We start from the raw sequence: 23828 nt of genomic DNA, 5'->3' as shown, positions 1-23828 counted from the left end.
GGAGATCAGAAACTGATGTTTGCACCTACGAGGAATACTTTGGCAACCGGGTAGGCACCTTCGTCGACGCCCATGTGGCGGTCGTTGTTAGGGTCGTAGTTGCGTAAGTTGATCTCCGGATCGAGGCCGGTATATTTGGTGACGGTGAAGAGGTTTTGTGCCTGTACGTATATTTTGAACTGGCTGATAGCGAACCTTTTCAGGAGGCTTTGCGGCAGTTCGTAGGAGACCATGACATTTTTCATCCGGAAGTAGGAACCGTTCTCCAGGTAGTAGGTGGAGGGGTTGCTGCTGATCACGTCGTTGGAGCGGAGTTGTGGTAGTTTGGCATCTGTTTTACCCGGTCTCCAGGAGTCTTCGAGCATACGTACGCTGCGATTGCCACCGAAGGTGGGGAAGTCGGTCCAGTATCTTACGTAGTTGAAGAGGGTATTGCCCTGCACGCCCTGACCGAAGAGGGTGAGGCCGAACTGTTTATAATGCAGGTCGATGTTGATACCGTAGGTGAAATCGGGGTGGGGGTTGCCGATGATGGTGCGGTCGCTGGCGTTGATCTTACCATCGCCATTGATATCACGGAATTTGAACTGGCCTGCTTTGTTGTTGGCGCCGCCGCCGAATTGCACGGCATGTTTGGCTGCTTCATCGTCGGACTGGAAGATACCATCTATTACGTATCCGAAGTAGGAGGAGATGGGTTGTCCGGCTTGTGTGACGGTCATTGCGGGCAGGCGGGTGGTGAAGCCGAAGTAGCGGGTATCTGCGTTGCCATCGGTTTTGTCGACTACGTTTTTATAGCGGCTGAAGTTGACGTTGACATCGTAGGTGAAGTCGCCTTTCATGGCTTCGCCGGCATAGCTGAGGCCCAGTTCTATACCCCGGTTGGTCATTTCGGCGATATTACGGAAAGGGTTGGTGGCGATACCCTGTGTGTATTGTATTTCTACGGGGAACAGCATATCGGAGGTGCGACGATGATATACATCGAGGTTGAAGATGAGTTTCCCTTTGAGGAGGGCGGCGTCGAGGCCGATGTTGGTGGAGGTGGTGGTTTCCCATTTGGCCCGGACGTTGCCGAACTGCATCAGTTCGTATCCCTGGAGGGCGGAGGTGCGGGAGCCATTGAGGTCGTAGAAGGAGGTGGCGGGATTGGTGCCGTAGGTGCTATACGGGGTATAGTTACCTATCTCCTGGTTGCCGGTTTTACCCCATCCGACGCGTAGTTTGAGATCGTTGATGGCGGTGATGGGTTTCATGAAGGCTTCGTCTGAGATACGCCATCCTGCGCTGACGGCCGGGAAGTAGGCCACATTGTATTCTTTAGAGAAGCGGGAGGAGCGGTCGCGACGGAGGGTGAAGTCGATGAGGTATCTGTCGTTGTAGGCGTAGTTTATCTTTCCGAATTCGGAGGCCAGCCGCCAGTCGGTCCATACGCCGCTGTTGGTGGAGGTGCTGGCATTACCGGCATCGATATATTGGTTGTCTTTATCGTCGTTGAAGAAGCGGGTACGTCCGGTGGTGAGGGGGTCGAACATGCTGCTGATGGCTTCTGTACCCAGGAGGATGCCGATGCGGTGTTTGTCGGCCAGTTCCAGTTTATAATTGAGGGTGTTGGACCATGTCCAGGTGTTGCCATAGCCGGTGGTGATGGAGAGGCTGTTGGCGCCTACAGATTCGGAGGATTCGATATCGCGGATGGTGTAGTTGCGGGCGTTGGTCCAGAAGTAGTCGATGCCTATGCTGGTTCTGGCGGTGAGGTTTTTGAGGATATCGGCTTCTAAGTATGCGTTGCCGAAGAGGCGTAGTTCTTTGGCCAGGTTGTCGCGGTTGCGGTAGAGGGCGGCGACGGGATTTTTGGCGTTATCGAGGTCGCCCCCTTTGGTGCCTGCGAAGTTGCCCATGATATCGTATACGGGTATGATGGGTTGCATGCGATAGGCGAAGGAGATGGGATTTCCTTCGTTCTGGTTGCCGGCGGGCTGTCCGATGCGTTCGCCATAGGCTATCTGGAAATTTTCGCCTGCTCTGATGCGTTTGGAGACATTGAATTCGGTATTGGCGCGAACGGAGTAGCGTTTATAGCCGGTATATATCAGTATCCCTTTTTGATTGAAATAGTTAAGTGACATAGCATAGCGGGCGTTTTCGCCGGCGCCGGATACTTTGATCTGGTGGTTTTGGATGGGGGCGGGGTCGAAGATCTCGTCCATCCAGTTGGTCCCTGCTTTGTTGGCTTTGGTGATGAGCCATTTGGTTTTTCGGAAGTCGGGGCCATCGATATCTGCGGAATAGTTGGCCGGGTTGACGCGGGGATCTCCTTCCATGGCGCCATCGGGGAAGATATAGTCGGGAATAACGGGTTGTGCGCCATTGCCGAACTGTGCATGTTTGGGATATCCGTTGGCGGCGACGTTGCCGGCGTTGATGCGGGATTCCCAGAGGAGGCTGGCATATTGTTGTGTATTGAGCAGGTCGAGGAATTTGGCCGGGCGTTGGGTGCCGTAGTAGAAATCATAGCTTAATTTGGGTTTGCCCAGTTTGCCTTTGACGGTGGTGATGATGACTACGCCGTTGCCTGCACGGGAACCATAGATGGAGGCGGCGGAAGCATCTTTGAGGACCTGGGTGGATTCGATATCGCCGAGGTTGAGGGTATTAAGGTTTCCTTTGGTGGGGACGCCATCGATGATATATAGCGGTGAGTTGTCGTTGATGGTACCATAGCCCCGGATACGTACCATGACACTGCCGCCTGGGCTGGCGTCGGTGCCGATGGTTACACCGGCGACCCTGCCTTGTAGTGCTTGTCCGATATTGGTGGCGGGGGTGGACAGAAGTTTTTTGACATCGACGGTGGCGACGGCGCCGGTGATATCTTTTTTAGCCTGGCTGCCGTAGCCGGTTACGACTACTTCATTCAGGTTACCGACGTTTTCGCTGAGGGTGACGTTGAGGGCGGCGGCATTGCCTACGGGTACTTCTTTGGGGGTGAATCCTACGAAGGAGAATACCAGGTTGTCGGAAGCGGCGGCGGTGATGGCGTAGTTGCCTGTGGGGTCGGTGGCGGTACCTTTGTTGGTACCTTTTACGACCACGGTTACGCCGGGTAGTGGTGTGCCTGTTTTTTCATCGGTGACCTTACCGGTGATCTTTTTTTGCTGGGCCCACACCTGAGCGGTGAGTAGCAGCAAGGTGCAGCAACAGGTGATGACGGCTTTAGCGCGGTAAAAAATGTGCATGTTCATACCTTGTTTTTTACATGTGAGGATTGGAATGGAGCGTATATGGTTTATGTATAGACGTAGTTGGTGATACAGGGGCATTTGTTGCCCATGTGTTGCTTGATGATGCGAATGGCGAGACCATGTCATGAGCAGGTGCTCATGGCGGGTATTGACAGTTGTGGGTGTCCCCAAAGTGCTGATTACCGGCCTTTACTGGCTGGTATACAGGGAGTGGTGGCGAGATACCTTATTGACAGTTAGCGGACTTACGTGGAAAAGCATAATTGTGCTGATTTAGGTTGATAATTTATAACACACCAGTACAAGTATCCGGGCATACGACATAATATGCCGGTACGGAACGATAGAAAATCATGGTTCAACAGCTCCTTATTCGTCAGAATGCTTCTTCAAATTGATATGACCTGCTCAGGGGGTCATATAGTGTCGTGGATGAGGAATTTCATAAGATACTAAAATGCGTTCATACCTGCGGGGGTATGGCGGCAGATTAAGATACAACTTTTAGTATACGGTTGCAACTTTTCTTGGGATAATACGAAATGGTAAGGGGGGATTGAGATAGAGGACAGAAATAGTGGCTGTCTGCAGGATAGTTGGCATTTGTTGTTAGTGGATGAAGCCGTCGCCTACGAGATGTAAGGTTCGAGTGCGTTGATATACGAGTTAGGTTCGAATTCGATGATCTCATAGAGTGCCAGCTGGAATTTATCCAGTGGATCATCAGCGATGATCTGTTCTACTTCGCGTCGGCTGGAGGCTTTGCAAAGAATGAGTCCGCCTGTTTTGAGCTTTTTACGACCGGAGAGGATAAACTGACCGCTCTTATAGTATTTTTCCAGGAATGCCTTGTGGGCATCCATATAGTGCTCAATGGCGGCTATCGGGCGTATGTATTGTAAGAGTATCAGGTACATGTGCTGGCTTTACGTTGAAATTTTAGCGCTGTGACTATTAACCTATCCCTTGTCTACGATTTACTGCGATCCTTGACGGGCGATCGCATCCGTTCATATTGAGTGATATATCTTCTGACAAAGGTATAAAAGAATCTTAGTATTTGATGAAGTTATGCGGTACTGGTTGCAGAGTGGTATCTATAAGTGCGCGGAGGTAAATAATATGCGTATACGAAAAGGTAGAGAGGGGGAGATATCGCATTCTTTTGTATCTTTTTGCAAATATTAGCCCTATGTATTTTCGATTAACAGGTTTGTGCCTGCTGGCGACGCTGAGTGTCAGTGCGCAGCGAACTATCCTCCATTGTGGAACGCTTATAGATGCGGTATCCAAGGTTCCCCGCAAAAATATGTCGGTGATCGTTACCGGTAATACGATAACGGCGGTACAGTCCGGATATACGGCTGCGCAGCCTGGTGATAAGGTGATCAACCTGCAGCAGCAGACGGTGACGCCCGGCTGGATGGATATGCATGTGCACCTGGAGAGTGAGACAAATAAGCAGGCGTATGCGGAGAAGTTTACATTGAATCCTGCGGATTATGCTTTTCAGGGAGCTGTATTTGCGGAGCGTACGTTGATGGCGGGTTTTACGACGGTGCGGGATCTGGGAGGCAGTGGTGTGAATATTTCTTTACGGAATGCTATTAACAAGGGGATGATGAAGGGGCCGCGGGTATTTACGGCAGGTAAGGCGATTGCTACGACGGGAGGTCATGCGGATCCTACGAACGGTTATCGCCGGGACCTGATGGGAGATCCGGGGCCGGAAGCGGGGGTAGCGAATGGGCCGGATGAGTGTCGTAAGGCGGTACGGCAGGCGTATAAGAATGGATCGGACCTGATCAAGATCACTGCTACGGGCGGGGTATTGAGTGTAGCGAAGGACGGCAGCAGTCCACAGTTCACCGATGAGGAGCTGGAGGCGATCATCAGCACTGCCAAAGATTACAATATGCGGGTAGCGGCGCATGCGCACGGTGCAGAAGGGATTAAAAGGGCAATCAAGGCAGGTGTGAACTCTATAGAGCATGGCTCTTATATGGATGATGAGGGCATTGCGCTGGCTAAGAAGAGAGGTACCTGGTATGTGCCGACCTTAACGGCAGGTAGATCGGTTGCTGATTCTGCGAAGATCCCTTCCTATTATCCGGAGATCGTACGTCCGAAAGCGGAAGCGATCGGTCCTAAGATACAAGGTACCTTTGCCAAGGCATACAAGGCGGGGGTAAAGATCGCCTTCGGTACGGATGCCGGGGTATATATGCATGGCCGTAACTGGCTGGAGTTCACCTATATGGTGGAGGGCGGTATGCCGGCTATGGAGGCTATCCGTGCAGCCACTATCTATGCGGCGGACCTGTTGGGGATGAAAGATAAACTCGGTAGCATAGAGCCTGGTAAGCTCGCCGATATAGTCGCGGTGGAAGGTAATCCGCTGGACAACATTCAGAACATGGGAAAAGTAAGTTTTGTTATGAAAGACGGAGTCGTATACAAAGGCGCCGGTGCTGGAGAGCCCGGTCCTTCTCAAAGTAAAGGTTTTGCACCTACGGACAAGAAATTCGTGCATGTCGTGAATTTCTATTTGAAGCCCGGCTTATCTGCGGCTGACATCAAAAAATTCGAAGACGGGGTGACCTCGTTGAGTAAGATCCCGGAGATCGCCATTTTCAATCTGGGTAAACCCGCTTCGACGAATCGCCCGGTAATTGACCGGAGCTACAGTTATTGCGAGCTGACGGTGTTTAATAACAAGGCGGATCATGATATCTACCAGGAGCATCCGATCCACAAGCAATTTATCAAGGAGTGCCAGCATCTGTGGGAGAAGGTGGTGATATTTGATTCTGAGACCATCAATTATTAAAGGGTCATCTATGTAAAAGCGGGAGGGGTAGCATGCTGGCATGCTACCCCTCCCGCTTTATATTTTACCCGGATTACCGGGCCCAGGTGAGTGCGTATACGGCGAAGGAGGCGAGCCAGTGTTCGCCTGCATAGTCGCCGCTGGCGACATGTGGGATGGCTGCTTCCAGGTGCTGATTGGCGAGGCGGAGGATGGCCGCCTGATTGTTGCCGGCATGATGGGCGATACCGTAGAGGCACCAAGCCCTGCTGAGGTTAAGGCCATCAAGGTGTACCAGTTTACCATCGGTACGGTCTTTTACCTGTGCGATGGAGAGGATGTCGATCTGTTCTTTAAACAGGCCGGGCAAGAATTGCTGTACCCAGGTTTGATATTCTGCGGCGGGCAGTACTCTCCACATGAGGTCTGCCTCTTCAAGGCAGGGGGAGAGGAAGTCGTAGCCACCAGGTTCCCAGGTGATGGGGCAATCTTTATCCTTGGCGTAGAAGCGGAGGGCGGCCTGACGGATGGCGGTCTGTAAAGCGGCATCCTTGCTGGTAACGGCATAATCCCAGGCGAGACTGAGGCCGAAGGCGAGGTTAGTATGTTCGCCTACGCGGATGGGATACATGATCTTACCCAGGAAGTCGATATATGCCCGGGAGAACTGGGTGGCCAGCGGAGCGATATTAGCCTGTAGTTGTCGGGCTACGGGATCGTTCCAGGTGAGGAGTTCTGTTTGCAGTTGTAGCAGCCAGCTCCAGCCGTAGATGCGTTCGAAGCCTTTATTCTCTTTTTGCTGGAAGATGCGTTGTTCTTTACGGATATTATCGGCGGAGAGATTTTCCAGCAGCTTGGTGCGGATCTGGGCTGCCTCCGGGAGATCCGGAAATGATTTGAGCAATTTTACGAGCATCCAGTGGCCATGTACACTGCTATGCCAGTCGAAGCAACCATAAAAGGCCGGGTGATAGGTCTGTGGCGGTGCGATGAGCTGGCTGTCGGCGAATACCACCCCTGTTTTGTAGGGATATTGTTGTTGCATACAATGCAGGGGGAGCCTGGCCAGGTGGCTGGCGCCAGCGGTGGTAAGGGCGAGCCGGCCTTCGGCGGTATGGGTATACGTTTCCTTTTTATCCTGAGCATATGAAGCTGAGGTGACTAAAAAGGCGAGGAACAGCAATTTTTTCACGATGATGTTGATATTATCGGTTGAAAAGCAATTTCAGGTAGAAGGAGGGTTGTCCCAGTTTTTTGCGCAGGTCGACCTCATGGAACATGCAGGACATGAGCTCTTTAAGTTGCTTGTTGCGGGTACCCATATTCATGAGCATATTGAACAGCCAGGGGTAGCGTACCAATTTTTGCAATTTGGTGCTGACTTGTTGTTCCGGGCCGAGGATGCGGTAAACGGCTTCGTCGTAGGCGGTGAGTGCCTGTTCGCTGAAGTCGTGGGCTTCGATGGCGGCGGCCGCCTGCTGAGCGGCAATACGACCGGAATAAAGGGCATTGCCGATCCCTTCGCCGGTGAAGGGGTCGATCAGGTAGGCGGCGTCGCCGACGAGCATATAACGTTCGCCGGAGAGTTTTCTTCTTTTGCTGCCTAATGGCAGGCCGTAGCCATCGATAGAGCCTGTGAGGGTCGCGTCTTTAAAGCGCTCTTTAAAGACGGGATCGTTTTGCAGCAGCTCTACCAGTATCTTTTTCAAGTTCATTTTCTTCTTACGGGCGACATCACTGACGATACCAACTCCTACGTTGGCTTCTCCATTAGGCAGGGGGAATATCCAGAAGTAGCCTGGCAGTAATCCTTTTAGGAAGTGCAGTTCGATAAAGCTATCCTGATGGAGGTCTTTTACTCCTTTATAATATGCCCGTACGCCTGCCATATAGTGTTCCGGTTCCATGCGGATGTTGGCGACGTCTTTGGTAAAGGAAGAATGTGCGCCATTGGCGACGATGAGTACATCGGCTTTGACGGTGAACTGGCCGGAGGTGTCGGAGATGAGATAGCCATCAGGTTGCCGTTCGTGTTTGTCGATCGTGATGCCTTCGAACAGTTGTATTTCTGGGCGGCGTTTCATTTCATCTACCAGGAAGTTGTCGAAGTCTATTCTTTTACAGACGAATCCTCTGGGATCGTCCCGATGGTTTTGGTAGTCCATAGCGTAGGGGATATCCATTCCTACGCGGTTGGGGGATATGAAGGTGACGCCGAAGCTATTCATTTTGAAGGTTGCTTCCTGGAGGCGCCTGGCCATATCTTTATCTATGCGTTCGAGTATGGTGATTACTTTGCCACTGAGGCCGTCGCCGCAGACTTTGTCTCTCGGGAAAACAGCTTTATCTACTACTACGGAGCGGATACCCAGCTGGGCTAGTTGAAGCGCTGCACATGCGCCGCCGGGGCCGGCACCTATGATACATACTTTTGTTTCGATCATTCCATGAAAATTGGGCTGTTAAGATAAGACAAAATACGGTGCAGGTGTATGCCGGATGGGGAGCCGGGATTTTTTCTGATCTTTACGGCCAGAAAAATACATATTATGTTAGGAGATTTGTTCGGCAAGCTGCAGGAAGCGCAGCAAAAAATGTCAGAAAGTAAGGCGCGTCTGGCGCAGATCACTGTAGAGGGAGAAGCCGGTGATGGTGCCATAAAGGTATTGGTGACAGGTAATCGAGAAGTAAAGAGTATAGAAGTATCCCCCCGGTTGTTGGCAGAAGAGCAGAAAGAGGAGTTGGAGGATCTGTTGATCACAGCGTTGAACAGGGCATTAAAGAATGCTGAGGAGGCCTATGAGGCGGAAATGAAGGGAGTAGCGGGGGGTATGTTTGGCGGTTTGGGGCTGTAAGTAGCGTTAACCATCCGGAACAGCCAATGATAATTGTCATGTATCGTACGAATTAACAGTACTTTATTTATTTCTGTTAAAGTTATTCTAATGTGGAGCAGCGGTAGCTGGTCTGTGAGCAGGAGCTCTATATTTGCTTCATCATGCTACATGCGCAAGCGTTATGGCGATGATGGAGTGAAACACATTTTGGTTTTAGTTTTCAGAATAATAGGTTAAAGTGTTAGTGTTAAGAGGTCCCGTGCTGTCGCGGGGCCTTTTTCATTGTTTGCCCATTTCTTCCGCTATCATGGTATTTAACGTACGTGCATTTTCAATTGCATATCCATAAAAGTCATTATTAAAGAATATCCAAATTTCATGACCATGCTGCAGCCAATGGCAGCATTTTTTCGCATAGGCCCGCAAACTTTGTTTGGTATAGCTGGATGCGTATAATTTTCCAGGACCGTGAAAGCGTAGATAGATATGTTTGGCGGTTACGGCTTCTTTGTAGGGGAATCGTTTTCCGGAGTGGGCGATAACCAATCCTACGTTGTATTTTTCCATCAGTGCCAGGCTATTGCCAGCAAACCAGCTTTTGTCGCGTACCTCTATGGCAAACCGGTAAGAGCCGTATTGTTCGTGTAGGACCTGGTAGAATGCTGCTGCGATATCTTCCTGGAAATGTACCTGTGCAGGTAGTTGTATCAGCACAGGACCCAGCTTGGGTTGTATCAGGTCGAATACGTCAAAGAAGATGCGTAGGGACGATTCGCTATCCCGTAACTTTTTGTAGTGTGTAATGTACCGGCTTAATTTAGGACAGAACCGGAAATGGGCGGGTACTTTTTCAGCCCAATTGATCACAGTCTGTTTTTTAGGCAGGTGATAGAAGCTGGTATTGATCTCTGTACAGTCAAATTCTTTTGCATAGAAGGAAAGGTAATCGATGGGTTTGACATCATCCGGATAATAAAGTCCTTTCCAATCCTTATAGCTCCATCCTGAGGTGCTGATATGCACTTTTGTGCGCCAACTTTTCATAACAGTGCTTTAACAGAAAGGGGTACAAGATATGTACCATATGAGCAGGACTTTACAGATAATGTAAATATCCTTCAGAAACGGAAGGGTTTGTGGCGAGTGCAGAAGGGGGATGTTATCTGTGTGAGGGCTGAAATCTTTGTCTATAGCTTGTTTGCTGGTAAGGAACCTGGGTATGATGGGAGCTGGAATATAATTTGGCATAGTGTATCAAACCTGATCGACATGCAACCGAAGCTCAGCAAAATACCCCGGCGCAGTTTTCACCGGGAGCGGCAATGCCCCCAGCGGCGATACACAATGTATTATATACTGGCGGCGACGGTAGCATTGTCCATTGTAGCACAGTTGCTGGCGAAATATTTACAGCAACATTAAACGAAGAGGAGGTATATATGATCAATCAATATGAAGTACCCGCTTGTATAGAAGATGCGTTGCCTGAGTTAAGGCGGCCATTACATCAGTTTCCAGCCGTGTTTCACATTTACGAAACGGTTACCTGCTTTAAGGACTATATGTTACGTCAGTTACAAGAGCATAATTTCTCTACACTGGCGAGATGTCTGCAGGTGGCGGGCCGGTTATATGAGCGGGGAAACCCGGTAGTACGGAGGGCAGTGGCAGAGATCGTTGTGTCTTCATTGTCCCGGGTGCCATTGGTAGACAAGGTTACCCGTATACAATTGTATTCGCTTATACCCGCCAGTTTTTATCCATTATATATGCAACAACATTTGGGAATCAACACTTCAAACAAATAACATGGAAACCGAGGAAGTCAGTACGCTGACTGCACAGGACATCATTATCCGGACTGCTACCGCAGCCGATGCAGATTTTGCATGGTTCATTACACAGGAGATGGAGGCATCAGCCAAAGCCAGGGGTACTGGTATCTCCAAACGTTCGCCGGAAGCTATCGCAGCCAAGATGCGGGCAGGTAAGGCGGTGATCGCTTTTACACCGGATGGCTACTGGGCCGGGTTTGCTTACCTGGAGAGTTATGATAATGGCCGATATGTATCCAACAGTGGTTTGATCGTGGCGGGGGAGTACCGTAAGCTGGGTATTGCTGCCGCTATCAAGCAACAGTTGTTTGACCTTTGCCGTCAGCTTTATCCGCAGGCAATGATATTTGGTATCACTACCGGCGCCGCTGTTATGAAGATCAATACGCGTATGGGATTTGAACCGGTGGTATATGCAGATATTACACAGGACCCACGGTTCTGGGATGGCTGTAAAAGCTGTGTGAACTATCCTATCCTGACCGCCAAAAACCATAAACATTGTTTATGTACGGCGATGTTATATAATCCGGAAAAAAGCTAAGGAAGAATCGGAGCGGATATGTATTTTTACTATACGTTCCGCCAACCTAGCTCAGCTGGTAGAGCAACAGTTTCGTAAATTGTAGGTCGTGGGTTCGAGCCCCATGGTTGGCTCTTTATATCAAGCCCTTACTACGGTATGCCGTGGTAAGGGCTTGTTTGTTTCATATGATATCTGTCAGGGGATAGCAGTGAGATGTCCTAATATTACCAATGACCGTATATTCTTATCACCTGTAAAATAAAATTCCATGAAGCGATCATTTTCCAACTTTTTATTATTGGATCGTGCGGCGATGAAACATGTCAAGGGCGGTGGCCGTGAGTTGCCTGAAGTTTGTTTTGGCCGAGTACCGTACCTTGTAAAGCAGGACTGTCTGAATATTTGTCCGCAGCCTTGTCAATGCCGGCCTATGATCGCGGGAGAATGGAGATGTGTGCCATGATCTTTTACGTAAGCATTTAAACCCTCAATTAAATAATCTTTATGAAAAAGAACCTGAATTCTTTTGGTACGCCGCTTGGCAGAAATACCTTGCAACAATTAACAGGCGGTGGTGTGACTGCTGCTGCTGCATCCTGTGCCGGCCCCATGTGTGGCGGTTTTGCCGGAGCGACCTGTGAAGGTACCTGTAGATGTGCATGGGTACAGTTTGCTGATTATGGATATTGTGTTGACAAGCGCGGATAACGCCAGCTGATTTTTGTATTAAGCGATGTCTGCCTATTAAGGCAGACATCGCTGTTTGGGAGATATGGGGATTTAGATATGCATATTTTTATTTTATAACGTTTAAATTGAATGTTTACATTCTGATGTGTGTTTTGTATGACAGCTTTGGCATATAATTTGGGTTTGTTTATCATGAGCACGTTTGTAGTGGTAAAAAAAGGTAGTGTTGGTTGGACAATTAATCAGAGATGTTGACCGCAGTGAGCAAAAGTATCTATACTGTATAACCCATTAGAATTAAAATCCAGCCATATTTCGCTATTGTCCATATATGACCACTTGTGTAGACGACGTGTGCCTACAAAAGCCAAACCTAAAGGCTATGCTGTTTGTTAGTATTATTGATTCACACATAAAAAACCATTTATCATGGAGAACAATTCAAATTCATTTTTCACATTTATTGCCGGTGCTGCTGTAGGTGCAGCAGTATGTTATTTCCTGCATACGGATAAGAAAGATGAACTGATCAACAAGGTAAAATATCATGCAGACAGGCTGAAGAATAAGATAAAAGAAGGCAAGCAGCAAGTAGAAGAAGCGATCGACCAAAACCTTTCTTAGTTAAGTATTTCGGTGTTATAACATGAAGAAAAGTGCTATAGAAGAAATCCTGTCACAGACAGGAAATATTGCGAAGCGATATGTGGACACCCGGCTACACCTGTTCCAGCTACAAGCGGCAGGACAGCTGGCAAAGGCGACTGGAATATTTTCAGCGTTGTTGCTGGCTATCCTGCTGTTTTTTGTAGCGGTTTTATTTATGGGTATGGCGCTGGGTTTTTGGATAGAAGTGTATACAGGTAGTTTTGCATTGGGCTTTGCTTGTTCTGCAGGTCTATTTGTGCTACTGCTTGTTATCTTGATCATTTTTCGCAAGCGTCTGTTGCAGCGGCCTATGTTGCACTTTATGATTAAACGTGTGTTTAAAAAATAAATACTGTATCCGCATAATATAGTTTTTATGTAGTCTATTTTTTATCCTATTAAATACGGAGATATGTATCCTGGTAAGATCAATAATATGAAAGCGCTTGCTGCGGAAGTAAGCAGGCTAGATGCTGAACGGGACTACCTGGAATATGAATTGCGGCGATTATTGGCATTTTATAAAAAGGATTACAAAGCGTTGGCGCGAAGTGCTGTAGCGCCTGTACTGGAGCAGTATTATAACCTAAGCCGTGGTTGGAAAATATTGCGTTGGCTGATCCGTTTGGGCTGGCGTACCGGCTGGCTGAAATATTTTTTACAGAAGGTGTTCAAAAAAGTAATTACCTATATCCTGCAATTTGCGGGGATCAAGTTACTTATCAACACCCTGAAAAAAGGAAGGCTGCGAAAACGGGCATTGTCTCCGCAGCCGGTCCGTTATCATTATCCTGCGATAGAATAATCTTCTACTATTTGCGAATGTCCGCATTCATAACTATGTGTGATAACCGGGTTGCCTTGTTTGCCTTGTATATGGGACGCATATGCAGCGCTCATCATTTTAACAGGCATCAGGTGCGATTCGATAGACGACTTTACGTGGTAAGGTTGGCGTAAACCTGCAATGCATTGCAGGAATTCTTCTGTAACTGTTCTTTTCGCCTGTTCTACCACTAAAGCTGCCTGTTGTAATTCATTTCTCTCCGCTATATCCTGCATGGTGATTACTTCGAGCGGTTGTTTACCACCGGTGACGCCTATATTACGGAATACATGTATGTCGAAGTGATTATTCCCTCCCAGCATAAAGTCTTCTTCTGTACTTTTCTCATGTTTATCTTTGGCCTGGTAGGAATGTATCTGTATGTTCTGAAAAGGCCCTTGCTGTATATTGTGGTATTCATGCTTCACGCGGCCGTTGCCTTTATAGAGGTCTTTCCCAGGTAGCAGCCAGTTTCTCCTAGCAAAGCCATTATGTTGCAGGTTGATGGTAATGTTGGCGATATTTTCTTTTGCTTTTAACATGCGAATGATAACGGCGGCATCCATTTCACCAAAGTTTTGGAAGATGTTTTGCAACTGATCGTCGTTGAACAATTTCACTTTATCATATGCTTCACCGAAGTAACGGAGATAGTCTGACTCTTCCAGTTGGGTAAGGAATCCGTTGGGTTGTACGAAGGAGCTGATTACCTGCATTTCATCGGCAAATTTGCCGGTTTGCTCTGACACGGCATAGAATTGATGAATGATATCGAAGATATGATAGCCGCTATGAGAGACTTTACCGTACCCGCTATTATATGGATGGTAATGTTGTGTGACGATCTCTGAAGGCAGGCGCCACTGGCCATCGCAATGATAAGATTGAATGGAGGTGATGGGGCAGTTTGTCTGTGTAGTGATCTCCTCGAGTAGGGTGAGTACCTGCTGAAATCCGGGGTGATATCTACGCTGCACATTTACGATGAATGCCGTGCTTTTTTGACGTTGTAAAGAATGATATTCCTGCATCAGCTGGAGATAGTCGTCCAGTATCCCATCGGCGGCAGCGGGGTCAGTAACTACATGATCGCGGGAAGTGACCGGTTTATCCATCAGGATATGTAGTCCTGTTTGTAACGCCCAGGAGGCATATGGTTTATGTACGGTAGGTTCTGTCGCAATAATGACGCCATTGATCTGGTGATCGGTCACGTATTGTTGCAGCTGGCTGGCAAGTGCGGTCGGAAGCTGTTCTTTGAACGGATCTACGAACAGCAGTTCCGTTTCCGGCATGTGTTGCGAAAAATAATCATTTACGGTTGGTGCTTCTTTTTTAAGATCGATGGCGAGCTTTATCTGTACCGGGTATTTTTGTTGTAAAGCTTTGATAGAAGGAACATAAATCCGGCGGGTGTGCGGGCCAACACCAATGATCATAATGTTAATGGTCTCCATGGACGTGAGGTTGTGACAAGGTTATAAACTGCTAAAAAGTACTACTTATCTGCATAGGGAAACAACCGTGGTAATAGAATTAAAGGTTATTTAATACCCGCTGCAGGCATGATAACAAACAATTATTTTTATAAGACTGGATATGATGCGATCATTATTTTATCGGGTTATGATTAACAATTTTTGGTGTTGAAATACGTGTAAAAAGGAGGGGCAAATTAAGGGCTAATCTCTGGTTATAAAAGTAATCTTTTGCTTGTTGGGTGTGGAAAAAGGGCAGAAAATAAGAACGCCGGTAGCATACTGCCGGCGTTCTTTATAATTGGATGGTAAGTGGTGTTATCTTACCACCAGAACGCCATTGGCAACGATGTCGATATCGGTGCGTGGGGCGTTGATCTTTTCTATTTCTTCTTTGCTTTTGCCTGCATCTTCTGCCCAGTGTTTAAGGCGTTCTACGGAAGTCTCTTTTACTTTAGCAACGCCTTCTACTTCTACGGTTTTGCCTACGATATCCTGTGGCATGAAGAAACCATAATCCTTGAAGCGTACAAGGATAGCTTCTCCATTAGAGCGTTTCAGACGCATAAAGCAGCCTTTTTTCTTACATACTTCTACTACTTCACCCGCTACTTTACCGGTATAGATGGTATCGGACTTTAATTTTTCCTGTAACTGGTCTATGGTCAGGGTCGTATTATTACTAACGGGGGCGCCGTAGGAGACGCCGGGTTTAGCGGAGGGGATAGCAGCTTTCTGGGCCATTGAGGAGCCAGCGATCAGGAGGCTGGCGGCCAGGCATAGTAATATTTTCATGGAGTTGTTTTTGGCGATAAAAATAAGGCAATTCACGCAAGCTGTGGTCACAGATCGGGAAAAAGAAATAAATGAAGCCGACATCCGGATATAGCGACCAGAACAATTTGGTTGACAGCGTTGTATATGTAACAAGTATTCCCATCCGCATAGAGATACTGCCTGCGTTCTGCGGGCAAAATTGTAAGAATTTTTCAGCTATCACCACAAAACAGAGAACATTATGAAATTTTCCTTAATGCAAAAATGTATTGCAGAATTCCTGGGTACGTTTGTACTGGTATTGATGGGCTGCGGGAGCGCCGTATTGGCCGGGCAGCATGTTGGCTTTCTGGGCATTGCCTTTGCCTTCGGGTTATCGGTAGTGAGTATGGCCTATGCGATCGGCCATATTTCGGGATGCCATATTACCCGGCTATTACTATTTCTATGTTATCTACGGGGAAGATATCTGCCGGGGATGCCATTGGGTATATCATTGCGCAGGTATTGGGGGCGATTGCCGGTGCCGGTATATTATTTCTGATTGCACAGGGTAAGGCGGATTATAGTATTGCTGCTGCTGGCCTGGGACAAAATGGTGTCGATGGCGGGTCGCCTGATAAATATACCCTGGCAAGCGGCTTGATCATGGAGGTGGTATTTACAGCTATTTTTTTGCTGGTGGTACACGGTGCGACCAGTAAGAACAGTGGGAACGGGTTGGTCGCAGGGTTGGCCATTGGGTTGAGCTTAACACTCATTCATATTGTCGGGATACCGGTGACTGGTGTTTCTGTGAATCCGGCGAGGAGTATTGGGCCGGCACTCTTTACAGGCGGTGCTGCCTTGTCGAGCTTATGGGTGTTTATTGCAGGGCCGATTGCGGGAGGTTTGATAGGAGGGGGAATATGGAAACTGATCGATAGGGAAAATAGCAAATATTAAGGGCTGTAAAACGGGCGACCAACTGCTAGTTGATCGCCCGTTTTGTATTGATAAGCAATGTTATGCTTGTTCTTCGTCGTCAAGGCCCTCTTCATCGTCATATTCTTCTTCCTCCTCCTCTTTCTCCCAATCTTTTGACAGGGGAGTTACCGGGTTGTTCAAAGCATCCCACAGGATGTCTTTCAGCTGGCTGAGTCCTTGCTGGGTGACTGCGGAGATGAAGATATGCGGTACATCTTCGGGCAGTTCGGCAGAGATGGCAGCTTTGAGTTCATCATCGAGCATATCGCTTTTGCTGATAGCGAGTAGGAATTGTTTGTCGAGCAGTTCCGGATTATATTGTTCCAGTTCGTTAACCAGGATATTGAATTCTGCGCGATGGTCTTTGCTGTCGGCTGGTATAAGGAACAGGAGTACGGAGTTGCGTTCGATATGGCGCAGGAAGCGGTGTCCGAGGCCTTTACCTTCATGCGCGCCTTCGATGATACCAGGAAGGTCGGCGATGCAGAAAGACCGACCGTTGCGATATTCTACCATACCCAGTTGGGGGGTAAGGGTGGTGAAGGCATAGTCTGCTACTTTGGGCTTAGCGGCTGTGATAGTAGAAAGGAGCGTAGACTTTCCTGCATTGGGGAAACCTACCAGTCCTACATCTGCTAATACTTTGAGTTCCAGTAGTTTCCAGCCTTCAATACCTGGTATGCCTGGTTGTGCATATTCGGGGGTCTGGTTGGTAGGGCTTTTGAAATAAGCATTACCGCGGCCACCCTGGCCACCAGGTATCCAGATGATTTCCTGTCCGTCGTGGAGTACTTCGGCCTCTATTTCGCCGGTTTCTTCATCGCGGGCCTGGGTACCGAGGGGGACTTCAATAATAATGTCTTTACCAAAGCGGCCGGTGCAGTTGTCGCCGCTACCGTTTTCGCCATCTTCGGCGATGACATTTTTATGCCAGCGGAGGTGCAATAAGGTCCACAGATGTGCGCTCCCTTTCAGGATGATATGACCGCCACGGCCACCATCGCCACCATCGGGACCTGCCTGAGGGTTGAATTTGGTGCGCATAAAGTGCTTACTGCCGGCGCCGCCCTTACCTGACTTACAGAACACACGTATATAGTCTACAAAATTGCCTTTTTCCACTACTGATATTTAGTTTGAATGAATGAACTATGAGCAGTGATGATGTGGGGATCGCTGCAAATAAAAACGCAAAGATCGTGAAGTTTGGGCGAATTCGTGCAGTTATGAGGCTGCCGGTCGCCGCTTTCACCATCTTTGCGTATTAGTAATGCGGTGTATAGTAGGGTAGAGGGAAGGATTACACCTTTTCTTCTACTACTAATTCATCTACTTCTCTGCTTAGAAGTTCAAAGGTACTTTCGATGGAACCATCTCCTTTTACCTTTTTGAACTTGCCGAATTTAGCGTAATGGTCGGCTACGGGAGCAGTTTTGTTATGATATTCCACGATGCGTGCTTTTACAACGTCTTCACTGGCATCGTCACTACGGCCGGAAGTAACACCTCTGTTGAGCAGGCGGCGGATTAGTTCATCCTCCGGTACTTCCAGGGAAAGTACAATGGTGATGGCTGTTTTCTTCAACGCCAACAGTTTATCTAGTGCTTCTGCCTGGGCAGTAGTACGGGGAAATCCATCAAATATAAAGCCACGGGCAGTAGGGTTTGCATCCAGTTTAGAACTGATCATCCCTATCACTACTTCATCCGGCACAAGATGACCCTGGTCCATGAATTTTTTTGCTTCGAGGCCGAGAGGGGTCTTATCGCCTATTTCAGAACGCAACAAATCCCCTGTGGACAGGTGGATCAGTCCGTACTTATCAATGATGTTAGCACTTTGTGTACCCTTGCCACTACCGGGAGGGCCAAATAAAATCAGATTGATCATGTTTTCTAAATCTTACTTTACTCGCAAGTTTGCAAATATAACAAACAATTGAATGTATGGGTTATTAAAATTAGAATTGATTAAATAATGTGAAATTATTAATCAAAATAGTAAAGATATTTCAAAATAAAGATCAAATCTATGAATTTTCTTGAATACATTTTTGGGAATACTGAACAAGTTTTCTAACAGGATTTATTATATACTTTTTATTGATAATTTGTTGCCGGGCGTTACAATTATCCCATTTTTTGCATGTATTCAGACTGCAGTTACGATAAGATAAGATATTTTTCATGAATAGGCATGACAGTCCTCTTATATGTGGCCAGAATGTTGATAATAGATTGAGTATCATTATCAATATATTTTGGTAGTATCAATGACTGCCCGAAAACTTTTGTAAGTTTATACAATGATGAAACAACTACTGGTTTTAGGAATTACTGGTCTGTTAATGGCCAGCAGCCCTGCCTGGAAGGAAGTGCCTGTCGACAAGGGCAGGAAGAAAGGAACGAAGCAGGAAATGGAACACACACCTGCTGCCCGTTGGGCAGATAGTGTGTTTGATAAGTTGTCGTCTGACGAAAGGATCGCACAATTGATCATGATCCGGGCGCATTCCAACCTGGGGCAGGGACATATCAATGCGGTGATGAAAGACATCCGGGAGAATAAGGTGGGCGGGGTGATCTTTTTTCAGGGAGGGCCGGTGCGACAGGCTTTGCTGACCAATCAGTACCAATCTATATCGGAGGTGCCGCTGCTTGTGGCGATAGATGGAGAGTGGGGGTTGGGAATGCGCTTGGATAGTGTGATCAGCCTACCCCGGAACCTGATGCTGGGGGCTACGCAAGACTCCCTGCTGGCCTATCAGTATGGAAAGCTCATGGGAGACCAGTGCAGGCGTTTGGGGATCCATATAGATTTTGCACCTGATATGGATATCAACAATAACCCCAATAACCCCGTCATCAATGACCGCTCCTTTGGTCAGGATAAATACCAGGTAGCCCGCCTTGGTGTGGGGGTGATACGTGGGTTACAGGATGCTGGAGTGATGGCTAGTGCCAAACACTTCCCGGGTCATGGAGATACCGATACAGACTCTCATTATGATCTGCCTTCTATTAATAAGACAAGACCCCAGCTGGATTCCCTGGAGCTGTATCCTTTTAAGGCGGCAATTGCCGGAGGGGTAGGCTCGGTGATGGTTGCTCATTTATATATACCTGCGATAGATAACAAACCGAATACGCCTACTTCTATTTCTACCAAAGCAGTAACCGATTTGTTACGTCAGGAGTTGGGATTCAAGGGATTGATCATTACGGATGCTTTGGAAATGAAAGGTATTTCCAAGTTTTATAATAACGGACAGGAGTCCCTGCAATCTTTGCTGGCGGGGAATGATCTCATGATATTACCTTCTACGGCAGCAGGTAGTGTTGCTGCTATCCGCAAGGCGATCAAAAAAGGATTGATCTCTAAAGAGGAGGTAAATGAGCGGGTGAAGCGGGTACTGGAAGCTAAATATAACCTGGGGCTACATCGTCCTCAGCAGATCAGCACGGATAATATAACTAATGACATTAACGCAGCAACTGATACTTTACGTAAGCAGATTGCGGAAAAGGCGATCACCTTGTTAAAGAATGATAACCGGCTGATTCCTTTCAATGTGAACAACCGGGATAAAAAGTTGGCTGTTATAGCAGTGGGTGCTGATGGACAGAATACTTTCCTCCAGGCAGTAAAGGCCGTGCGTCCTGACGCGGATATCTTTGTATTCACCTCCAGACAGTCAGCTTCGCAGGCGGCTGCCGTTGCTGCCCGGTTAAAACGAGACTACCAGGCGGTGATTATTGGTTTACATAACTACAATCGCCGGCCTGCCAATGGCTTTGGGATCAGTGCAGCAGAGAAGCTGCTGATCCAGCAACTGGAGCAGGAGATGCCTACGGCCACAGTCGTATTTGGTAATCCTTATGCGATCCAATATTTCTGTGAGGCGCCTACCATCATGGCTGCCTATGAGGACGATGAGATCACGCACCGTGCGGCGGTAAAACTACTTTTCGGACAGTTGTCCCCTAAAGGAAAACTGCCGGTAACAGTATGCGAAACCTTCCCTTTTGGTACCGGTATTACATACGATCTGCCAACGGCGGTTAACCTGCCGCAGGCGATACCGGAAGAGGTAGGGATGAACTCGCGTGTACTACAACGAATTGATGTATTAGCAAATGAAATGATTGCCAAGGGAGCGGCGCCAGGATGTGAGATCCTGGCTATGAAAGACGGGAAGGTGGTTTACAACAAATCATTTGGCTATTATGATTATACCCGCCGGGAGCCGGTTAGCACACAATCTATCTTTGACCTGGCTTCTGTTACCAAAGTATGCGCGACGACTATTGCTATCATGCGGTTGTATGATGAGGGGAAAATAAACCTGGATGCTACACTGGGGGATTATCTGCCCTGGGTGAAGGGAACGGATAAGGAAGGGCTGCGCATTCGGGATATCCTGTTACATCAGGCGGGGTTGGTACCTTATATCCCGTTTTACAAGGAGACGATCTATACCAATGGATTTCCGGATACTGTGATCTATCGACAGGAGGCGGATTCCATACATTCTTTGCGGGTCGCAGAGGAATTATATATGACACGCAGTTATACGGATACAATGTATCGTCGTATCCTGGACAGTAAGTTGTCGCCCAGGCAAGGATATGTGTACAGTGATCTGGACTTTATCTTTCTTGGCAAAATAGTGGAGCAGTTGAGTGCCCGGAAGCTGCAGCGTTATGTGCGGGAGACTTTTTATGAACCATTGGGATTGGCTACGACCGGATTTCGTCCGCGGGAGCGATTTCCGCTGACACAACTGGTGCCGACAGAGTTTGAGCAAACATTCCGGATGCAGTTGTTGCGTGGGGATGTGCATGATCCCGGTGCCGCCATGTTTGGTGGGGTGGCGGGGCATGCCGGCCTTTTTTCCGATGCAAAGGACCTGGCGGTGATCATGCAGATGCTGCTGAACGGGGGCACTTATAACAGCATTCGTTTTATCAAACCGGAGACCGTACGTCTTTTTACTACCTATGGCAGTGCACATAGCCGTCGTGGTCTGGGATTTGACAAACCCGATCGTGATAATGCTTCCCGCCGGGAGCCTTATCCTGCCCGGAGTGCTTCTGCTGCTACCTTCGGACATACCGGTTTTACAGGTACTTGTGTATGGGTGGATCCTACGAATAACCTGGTATTCATTTTCCTTAGTAACAGGGTATGCCCTAATGGAGGATCCAACCTACGGTTGAGCAGTATGCGGGTGCGGGAGAATATCTTCCAGACCCTGTATGATGCGATGACCGCCAAGGTTGAGTTGCAACATATGGCCAAATAAAAAGAGAAAGGCGGGAGGCCCTTCTCTTTTCTTGTTTTCGGTTATAAGTATTCGCAACTATTCGATGTTTGTAACAATGCGGTTTACCTGTGTTTTGGTACCGATCGCAATCGCTTTTTCTGCTACTTTGTTTTTATTGTTACGGATCTCGAAGGTGTAATCACCATCTTCGAGGGACTGTAAGTTGTAGCGAGCAATATAGAGTTGTGTTGCAGGCAATACTTCTCTATGCAGGGTATTGTTGTTACGGTCTTTGATAAACAATACCAGTTTTTCGTTGCTGGGATTGTCTACGCGCAGGCGGAACAACAAGGAGTCTTTGGCTGGCTGTACCAGTTGAATGCTGGGAGCGGCGCCATCGTTAGGTTTTTCGTTGCTGATACGGCTGGTATTATAAGCATATGCACGTTGCTGAGCAGTTGCTGTTACCGAAGTTATAAAGAGGGAAGCTAATACGATACCCAATACTTTGGGTATAGAAAGCAGGTGTTTCATGACATTTGTGTTTTAAAATGTTTGAGCTTTTAAGGGGGCAGTATTAGCTAATACAAAGATGCCTTTCAATTTTCTCCGCAAAGATCATACGTCTCGGTTAACAGAATATTACCGAAGTGTTAAAATAATGTGAGAATTTTAATTAAAAATTTTATATCGATTGTTTTGACCTTATCAGAGAGGGGATACTACAGAACGGGTTTGTTATGTAGTTTTTTATCCCTTCCCGGGCGTCAGTTTCGCATTTGATACTTAATTTTGCAGCGCTTATGGAAAAAATGACGTCAAATCACAGGCCGGTAGCGATCTGGCTTTATATAGGAGTCGGGATGATCATCGTACAGGTGCTATTGGGGGGACTGACCAGGTTAACCGGATCGGGGTTATCTATTACGGAGTGGAAGCCAATACTAGGTGCTTTGCCGCCGATGAATGAGCAAGCTTGGCAAAAGGCGTTTGAACAGTACCAGCAGATAGCGCAGTACAAATATGTGAATAATCACTTTACGCTCTCTGATTTTAAGTTTATTTTCTTCTGGGAGTGGCTACATCGTGACTGGGCCAGGTTGATGGGTCTGGTGTTTGCGGTCCCGTTTATTTATTTCCTGATAAGGCGGAAGATAGACCGGACGATGGTGAATCCCATGATCATATTATTTGTGTTGGGGGCGTTGCAGGGGGCGGTAGGCTGGATCATGGTAAAAAGTGGGCTGAATGAAGAGAATTTATACGTAAGTCATATTCGTCTCGCGGCACATTTTATTGCCGCACTGATATTATTATGCTATGTTTTATGGTTTGCCATGAAACTCAGTGTTCCACGTAGTGAGATACTGAATGTTCCCGGGCTACGCAAACTGAACGTATGGTTGTTAGGCCTGCTGACTGTGCAACTGATCTACGGTGCTTTTATGGCGGGGTTGCATGCTGCACTCAGTGCTAATACCTGGCCGGATATTAATGGCATGTGGGTGCCCGGCGGCATGTTTGTTAAAGGAGGTTTTGTGACAGACATTACGCATAATCATATTACCATACAATTCATTCACCGGGGGCTTGCCTACCTTATTACCCTACTGGTGGCTTTATGGTGGTGGAAAGCCTCACAAACGCCGGAGAGCAGCCTGTTACATCGTGTAAGGTATCTGCCGTTGTTGCTGGTTTTACTACAGGTGCTGCTAGGAGTACTCACGATCCTCAACAGTGATGTGCATATCCCTATCTCTTACGGTATTTTGCACCAGTTTGTAGGTATGTTGTTGTTATTGTCGTTGGTATGGACTTTTTACCTCACACAAAAAGCTCCAGCTGTCGGATATTTATGATGTTGAATGGGCCTCCCCTGGAAGATGACCAGTGGGGGCCTTTTGTTTTAATGCAGTCCTGCTTC

Annotated in this window: 23 protein-coding genes and 1 tRNA gene; 14 read left to right on the top strand and 10 right to left on the bottom strand. The window is 47.7% G+C overall.

The window, feature by feature from the left end; translation table 11 throughout:
• Nucleotides 1–5: 5 nt before the first annotated feature.
• On the bottom strand, nucleotides 6–3245 hold the full coding sequence (locus KTO58_RS23515) for a SusC/RagA family TonB-linked outer membrane protein (protein WP_198315135.1): 3240 nt from the start codon (nucleotides 3243–3245) through the stop codon (nucleotides 6–8).
• A gap of 629 nt (nucleotides 3246–3874) precedes the next feature.
• Nucleotides 3875–4162 (bottom strand): YciI family protein, encoded by a 288-nt coding sequence (locus KTO58_RS23510; RefSeq protein ID WP_095837058.1) that lies wholly within the window; start codon nucleotides 4160–4162, stop codon nucleotides 3875–3877.
• Between the two features lie 275 nt (nucleotides 4163–4437).
• On the opposite strand from KTO58_RS23510, the gene KTO58_RS23505 reads away from it, so the two are divergent.
• Complete coding sequence (locus KTO58_RS23505) at nucleotides 4438–6075, top strand: amidohydrolase family protein (RefSeq protein ID WP_157752770.1); 1638 nt, start codon at nucleotides 4438–4440, stop codon at nucleotides 6073–6075.
• 73 nt (nucleotides 6076–6148) lie between these two features.
• Here KTO58_RS23505 and KTO58_RS23500 read toward each other — a convergent pair whose 3' ends face one another.
• Entirely contained in the window at nucleotides 6149–7246 is a 1098-nt protein-coding gene (locus tag KTO58_RS23500) for a DUF2891 domain-containing protein (protein WP_095837059.1), read from the bottom strand.
• 13 nt (nucleotides 7247–7259) lie between these two features.
• Nucleotides 7260–8498: an NAD(P)/FAD-dependent oxidoreductase gene (locus tag KTO58_RS23495; RefSeq protein ID WP_095837060.1), complete on the bottom strand. Its 1239-nt coding sequence runs from the start codon at nucleotides 8496–8498 to the stop codon at nucleotides 7260–7262.
• 105 nt (nucleotides 8499–8603) lie between these two features.
• Between KTO58_RS23495 and KTO58_RS23490 the strand changes: the two genes are divergently transcribed.
• Nucleotides 8604–8909: a YbaB/EbfC family nucleoid-associated protein gene (locus KTO58_RS23490; protein ID WP_095841425.1), complete on the top strand. Its 306-nt coding sequence runs from the start codon at nucleotides 8604–8606 to the stop codon at nucleotides 8907–8909.
• A gap of 261 nt (nucleotides 8910–9170) precedes the next feature.
• Here KTO58_RS23490 and KTO58_RS23485 read toward each other — a convergent pair whose 3' ends face one another.
• Nucleotides 9171–9935 carry a DUF72 domain-containing protein gene (locus tag KTO58_RS23485; protein WP_095837061.1) on the bottom strand — a complete coding sequence of 255 codons (765 nt, stop codon included), beginning with the start codon at nucleotides 9933–9935 and terminating at the stop codon, nucleotides 9171–9173.
• A 225-nt stretch (nucleotides 9936–10160) separates the two neighbouring features.
• On the opposite strand from KTO58_RS23485, the gene KTO58_RS23480 reads away from it, so the two are divergent.
• The 8 genes from KTO58_RS23480 (at nucleotide 10161) to KTO58_RS23445 (ending at nucleotide 13395) form a co-directional block, all read left to right on the top strand.
• Nucleotides 10161–10313, top strand: a complete 153-nt coding sequence (locus KTO58_RS23480; protein WP_157752771.1) for a hypothetical protein — start codon at nucleotides 10161–10163, stop codon at nucleotides 10311–10313.
• A 17-nt stretch (nucleotides 10314–10330) separates the two neighbouring features.
• Nucleotides 10331–10699 carry a DUF7674 family protein gene (locus KTO58_RS23475; RefSeq protein ID WP_095837063.1) on the top strand — a complete coding sequence of 123 codons (369 nt, stop codon included), beginning with the start codon at nucleotides 10331–10333 and terminating at the stop codon, nucleotides 10697–10699.
• 1 nt (nucleotide 10700) lies between these two features.
• On the top strand, nucleotides 10701–11270 hold the full coding sequence (locus KTO58_RS23470) for a GNAT family N-acetyltransferase (RefSeq protein WP_095837064.1): 570 nt from the start codon (nucleotides 10701–10703) through the stop codon (nucleotides 11268–11270).
• A 40-nt stretch (nucleotides 11271–11310) separates the two neighbouring features.
• A tRNA-Thr gene (locus KTO58_RS23465) sits at nucleotides 11311–11383 on the top strand.
• A gap of 373 nt (nucleotides 11384–11756) precedes the next feature.
• The gene (locus KTO58_RS23460; RefSeq protein ID WP_095837065.1) at nucleotides 11757–11960 is read left to right on the top strand and encodes a hypothetical protein; all 204 of its coding nucleotides are present in this window, start codon (nucleotides 11757–11759) and stop codon (nucleotides 11958–11960) included.
• Nucleotides 11961–12371: 411 nt separating this feature from the next.
• Nucleotides 12372–12566 (top strand): YtxH domain-containing protein, encoded by a 195-nt coding sequence (locus tag KTO58_RS23455; protein ID WP_095837066.1) that lies wholly within the window; start codon nucleotides 12372–12374, stop codon nucleotides 12564–12566.
• Between the two features lie 22 nt (nucleotides 12567–12588).
• Entirely contained in the window at nucleotides 12589–12939 is a 351-nt protein-coding gene (locus KTO58_RS23450) for a hypothetical protein (protein WP_225859888.1), read from the top strand.
• A 63-nt stretch (nucleotides 12940–13002) separates the two neighbouring features.
• Complete coding sequence (locus KTO58_RS23445) at nucleotides 13003–13395, top strand: hypothetical protein (protein WP_095837068.1); 393 nt, start codon at nucleotides 13003–13005, stop codon at nucleotides 13393–13395.
• On the opposite strand, the gene KTO58_RS23440 is transcribed toward KTO58_RS23445, so the two are convergent.
• Together KTO58_RS23440 and KTO58_RS23435 are read right to left on the bottom strand one after the other, a co-directional pair.
• On the bottom strand, nucleotides 13377–14873 hold the full coding sequence (locus KTO58_RS23440; protein ID WP_095837069.1) for a Gfo/Idh/MocA family oxidoreductase: 1497 nt from the start codon (nucleotides 14871–14873) through the stop codon (nucleotides 13377–13379). The genes KTO58_RS23445 and KTO58_RS23440 overlap by 19 nt on opposite strands.
• Before the next feature lie 339 nt (nucleotides 14874–15212).
• Nucleotides 15213–15689 (bottom strand): DUF4920 domain-containing protein, encoded by a 477-nt coding sequence (locus KTO58_RS23435; protein WP_095837070.1) that lies wholly within the window; start codon nucleotides 15687–15689, stop codon nucleotides 15213–15215.
• 223 nt (nucleotides 15690–15912) lie between these two features.
• Between KTO58_RS23435 and KTO58_RS28960 the strand changes: the two genes are divergently transcribed.
• Together KTO58_RS28960 and KTO58_RS23430 are read left to right on the top strand one after the other, a co-directional pair.
• Entirely contained in the window at nucleotides 15913–16215 is a 303-nt protein-coding gene (locus KTO58_RS28960; protein WP_198315136.1) for an aquaporin, read from the top strand.
• Nucleotides 16119–16616 carry an aquaporin gene (locus tag KTO58_RS23430; RefSeq protein ID WP_198315137.1) on the top strand — a complete coding sequence of 166 codons (498 nt, stop codon included), beginning with the start codon at nucleotides 16119–16121 and terminating at the stop codon, nucleotides 16614–16616. The genes KTO58_RS28960 and KTO58_RS23430 overlap by 97 nt, the downstream gene beginning before the upstream one ends.
• Nucleotides 16617–16676: 60 nt before the next feature.
• Here the strand turns inward: KTO58_RS23430 and obgE are convergent, their stop codons facing one another.
• Both obgE and KTO58_RS23420 read right to left on the bottom strand, forming a co-directional pair.
• Complete coding sequence (gene obgE, locus KTO58_RS23425) at nucleotides 16677–17759, bottom strand: GTPase ObgE (RefSeq protein ID WP_095837071.1); 1083 nt, start codon at nucleotides 17757–17759, stop codon at nucleotides 16677–16679.
• Between the two features lie 178 nt (nucleotides 17760–17937).
• Nucleotides 17938–18528 carry an adenylate kinase gene (locus KTO58_RS23420; RefSeq protein ID WP_095837072.1) on the bottom strand — a complete coding sequence of 197 codons (591 nt, stop codon included), beginning with the start codon at nucleotides 18526–18528 and terminating at the stop codon, nucleotides 17938–17940.
• A 415-nt stretch (nucleotides 18529–18943) separates the two neighbouring features.
• Here KTO58_RS23420 and KTO58_RS23415 point away from each other — a divergent pair, with 415 nt between their 5' ends.
• Nucleotides 18944–21943 carry a serine hydrolase domain-containing protein gene (locus KTO58_RS23415; RefSeq protein ID WP_095837073.1) on the top strand — a complete coding sequence of 1000 codons (3000 nt, stop codon included), beginning with the start codon at nucleotides 18944–18946 and terminating at the stop codon, nucleotides 21941–21943.
• Nucleotides 21944–22000: 57 nt separating this feature from the next.
• On the opposite strand, the gene KTO58_RS23410 is transcribed toward KTO58_RS23415, so the two are convergent.
• Nucleotides 22001–22438, bottom strand: a complete 438-nt coding sequence (locus KTO58_RS23410; protein ID WP_095837074.1) for a hypothetical protein — start codon at nucleotides 22436–22438, stop codon at nucleotides 22001–22003.
• Nucleotides 22439–22707: 269 nt separating this feature from the next.
• Between KTO58_RS23410 and KTO58_RS23405 the strand changes: the two genes are divergently transcribed.
• Nucleotides 22708–23763 (top strand): COX15/CtaA family protein, encoded by a 1056-nt coding sequence (locus KTO58_RS23405; RefSeq protein ID WP_198315138.1) that lies wholly within the window; start codon nucleotides 22708–22710, stop codon nucleotides 23761–23763.
• Nucleotides 23764–23828 lie beyond the last annotated feature (65 nt).

Origin of the sequence: Chitinophaga pendula, assembly GCF_020386615.1 — a bacterium.
In the GTDB taxonomy this organism is placed as follows: Bacteria; Bacteroidota; Bacteroidia; order Chitinophagales; family Chitinophagaceae; genus Chitinophaga; species Chitinophaga pendula.
The sequence above is the reverse complement of the archived record's forward strand: the minus strand, read 5'-3'. Positions and strand labels throughout refer to the sequence as shown.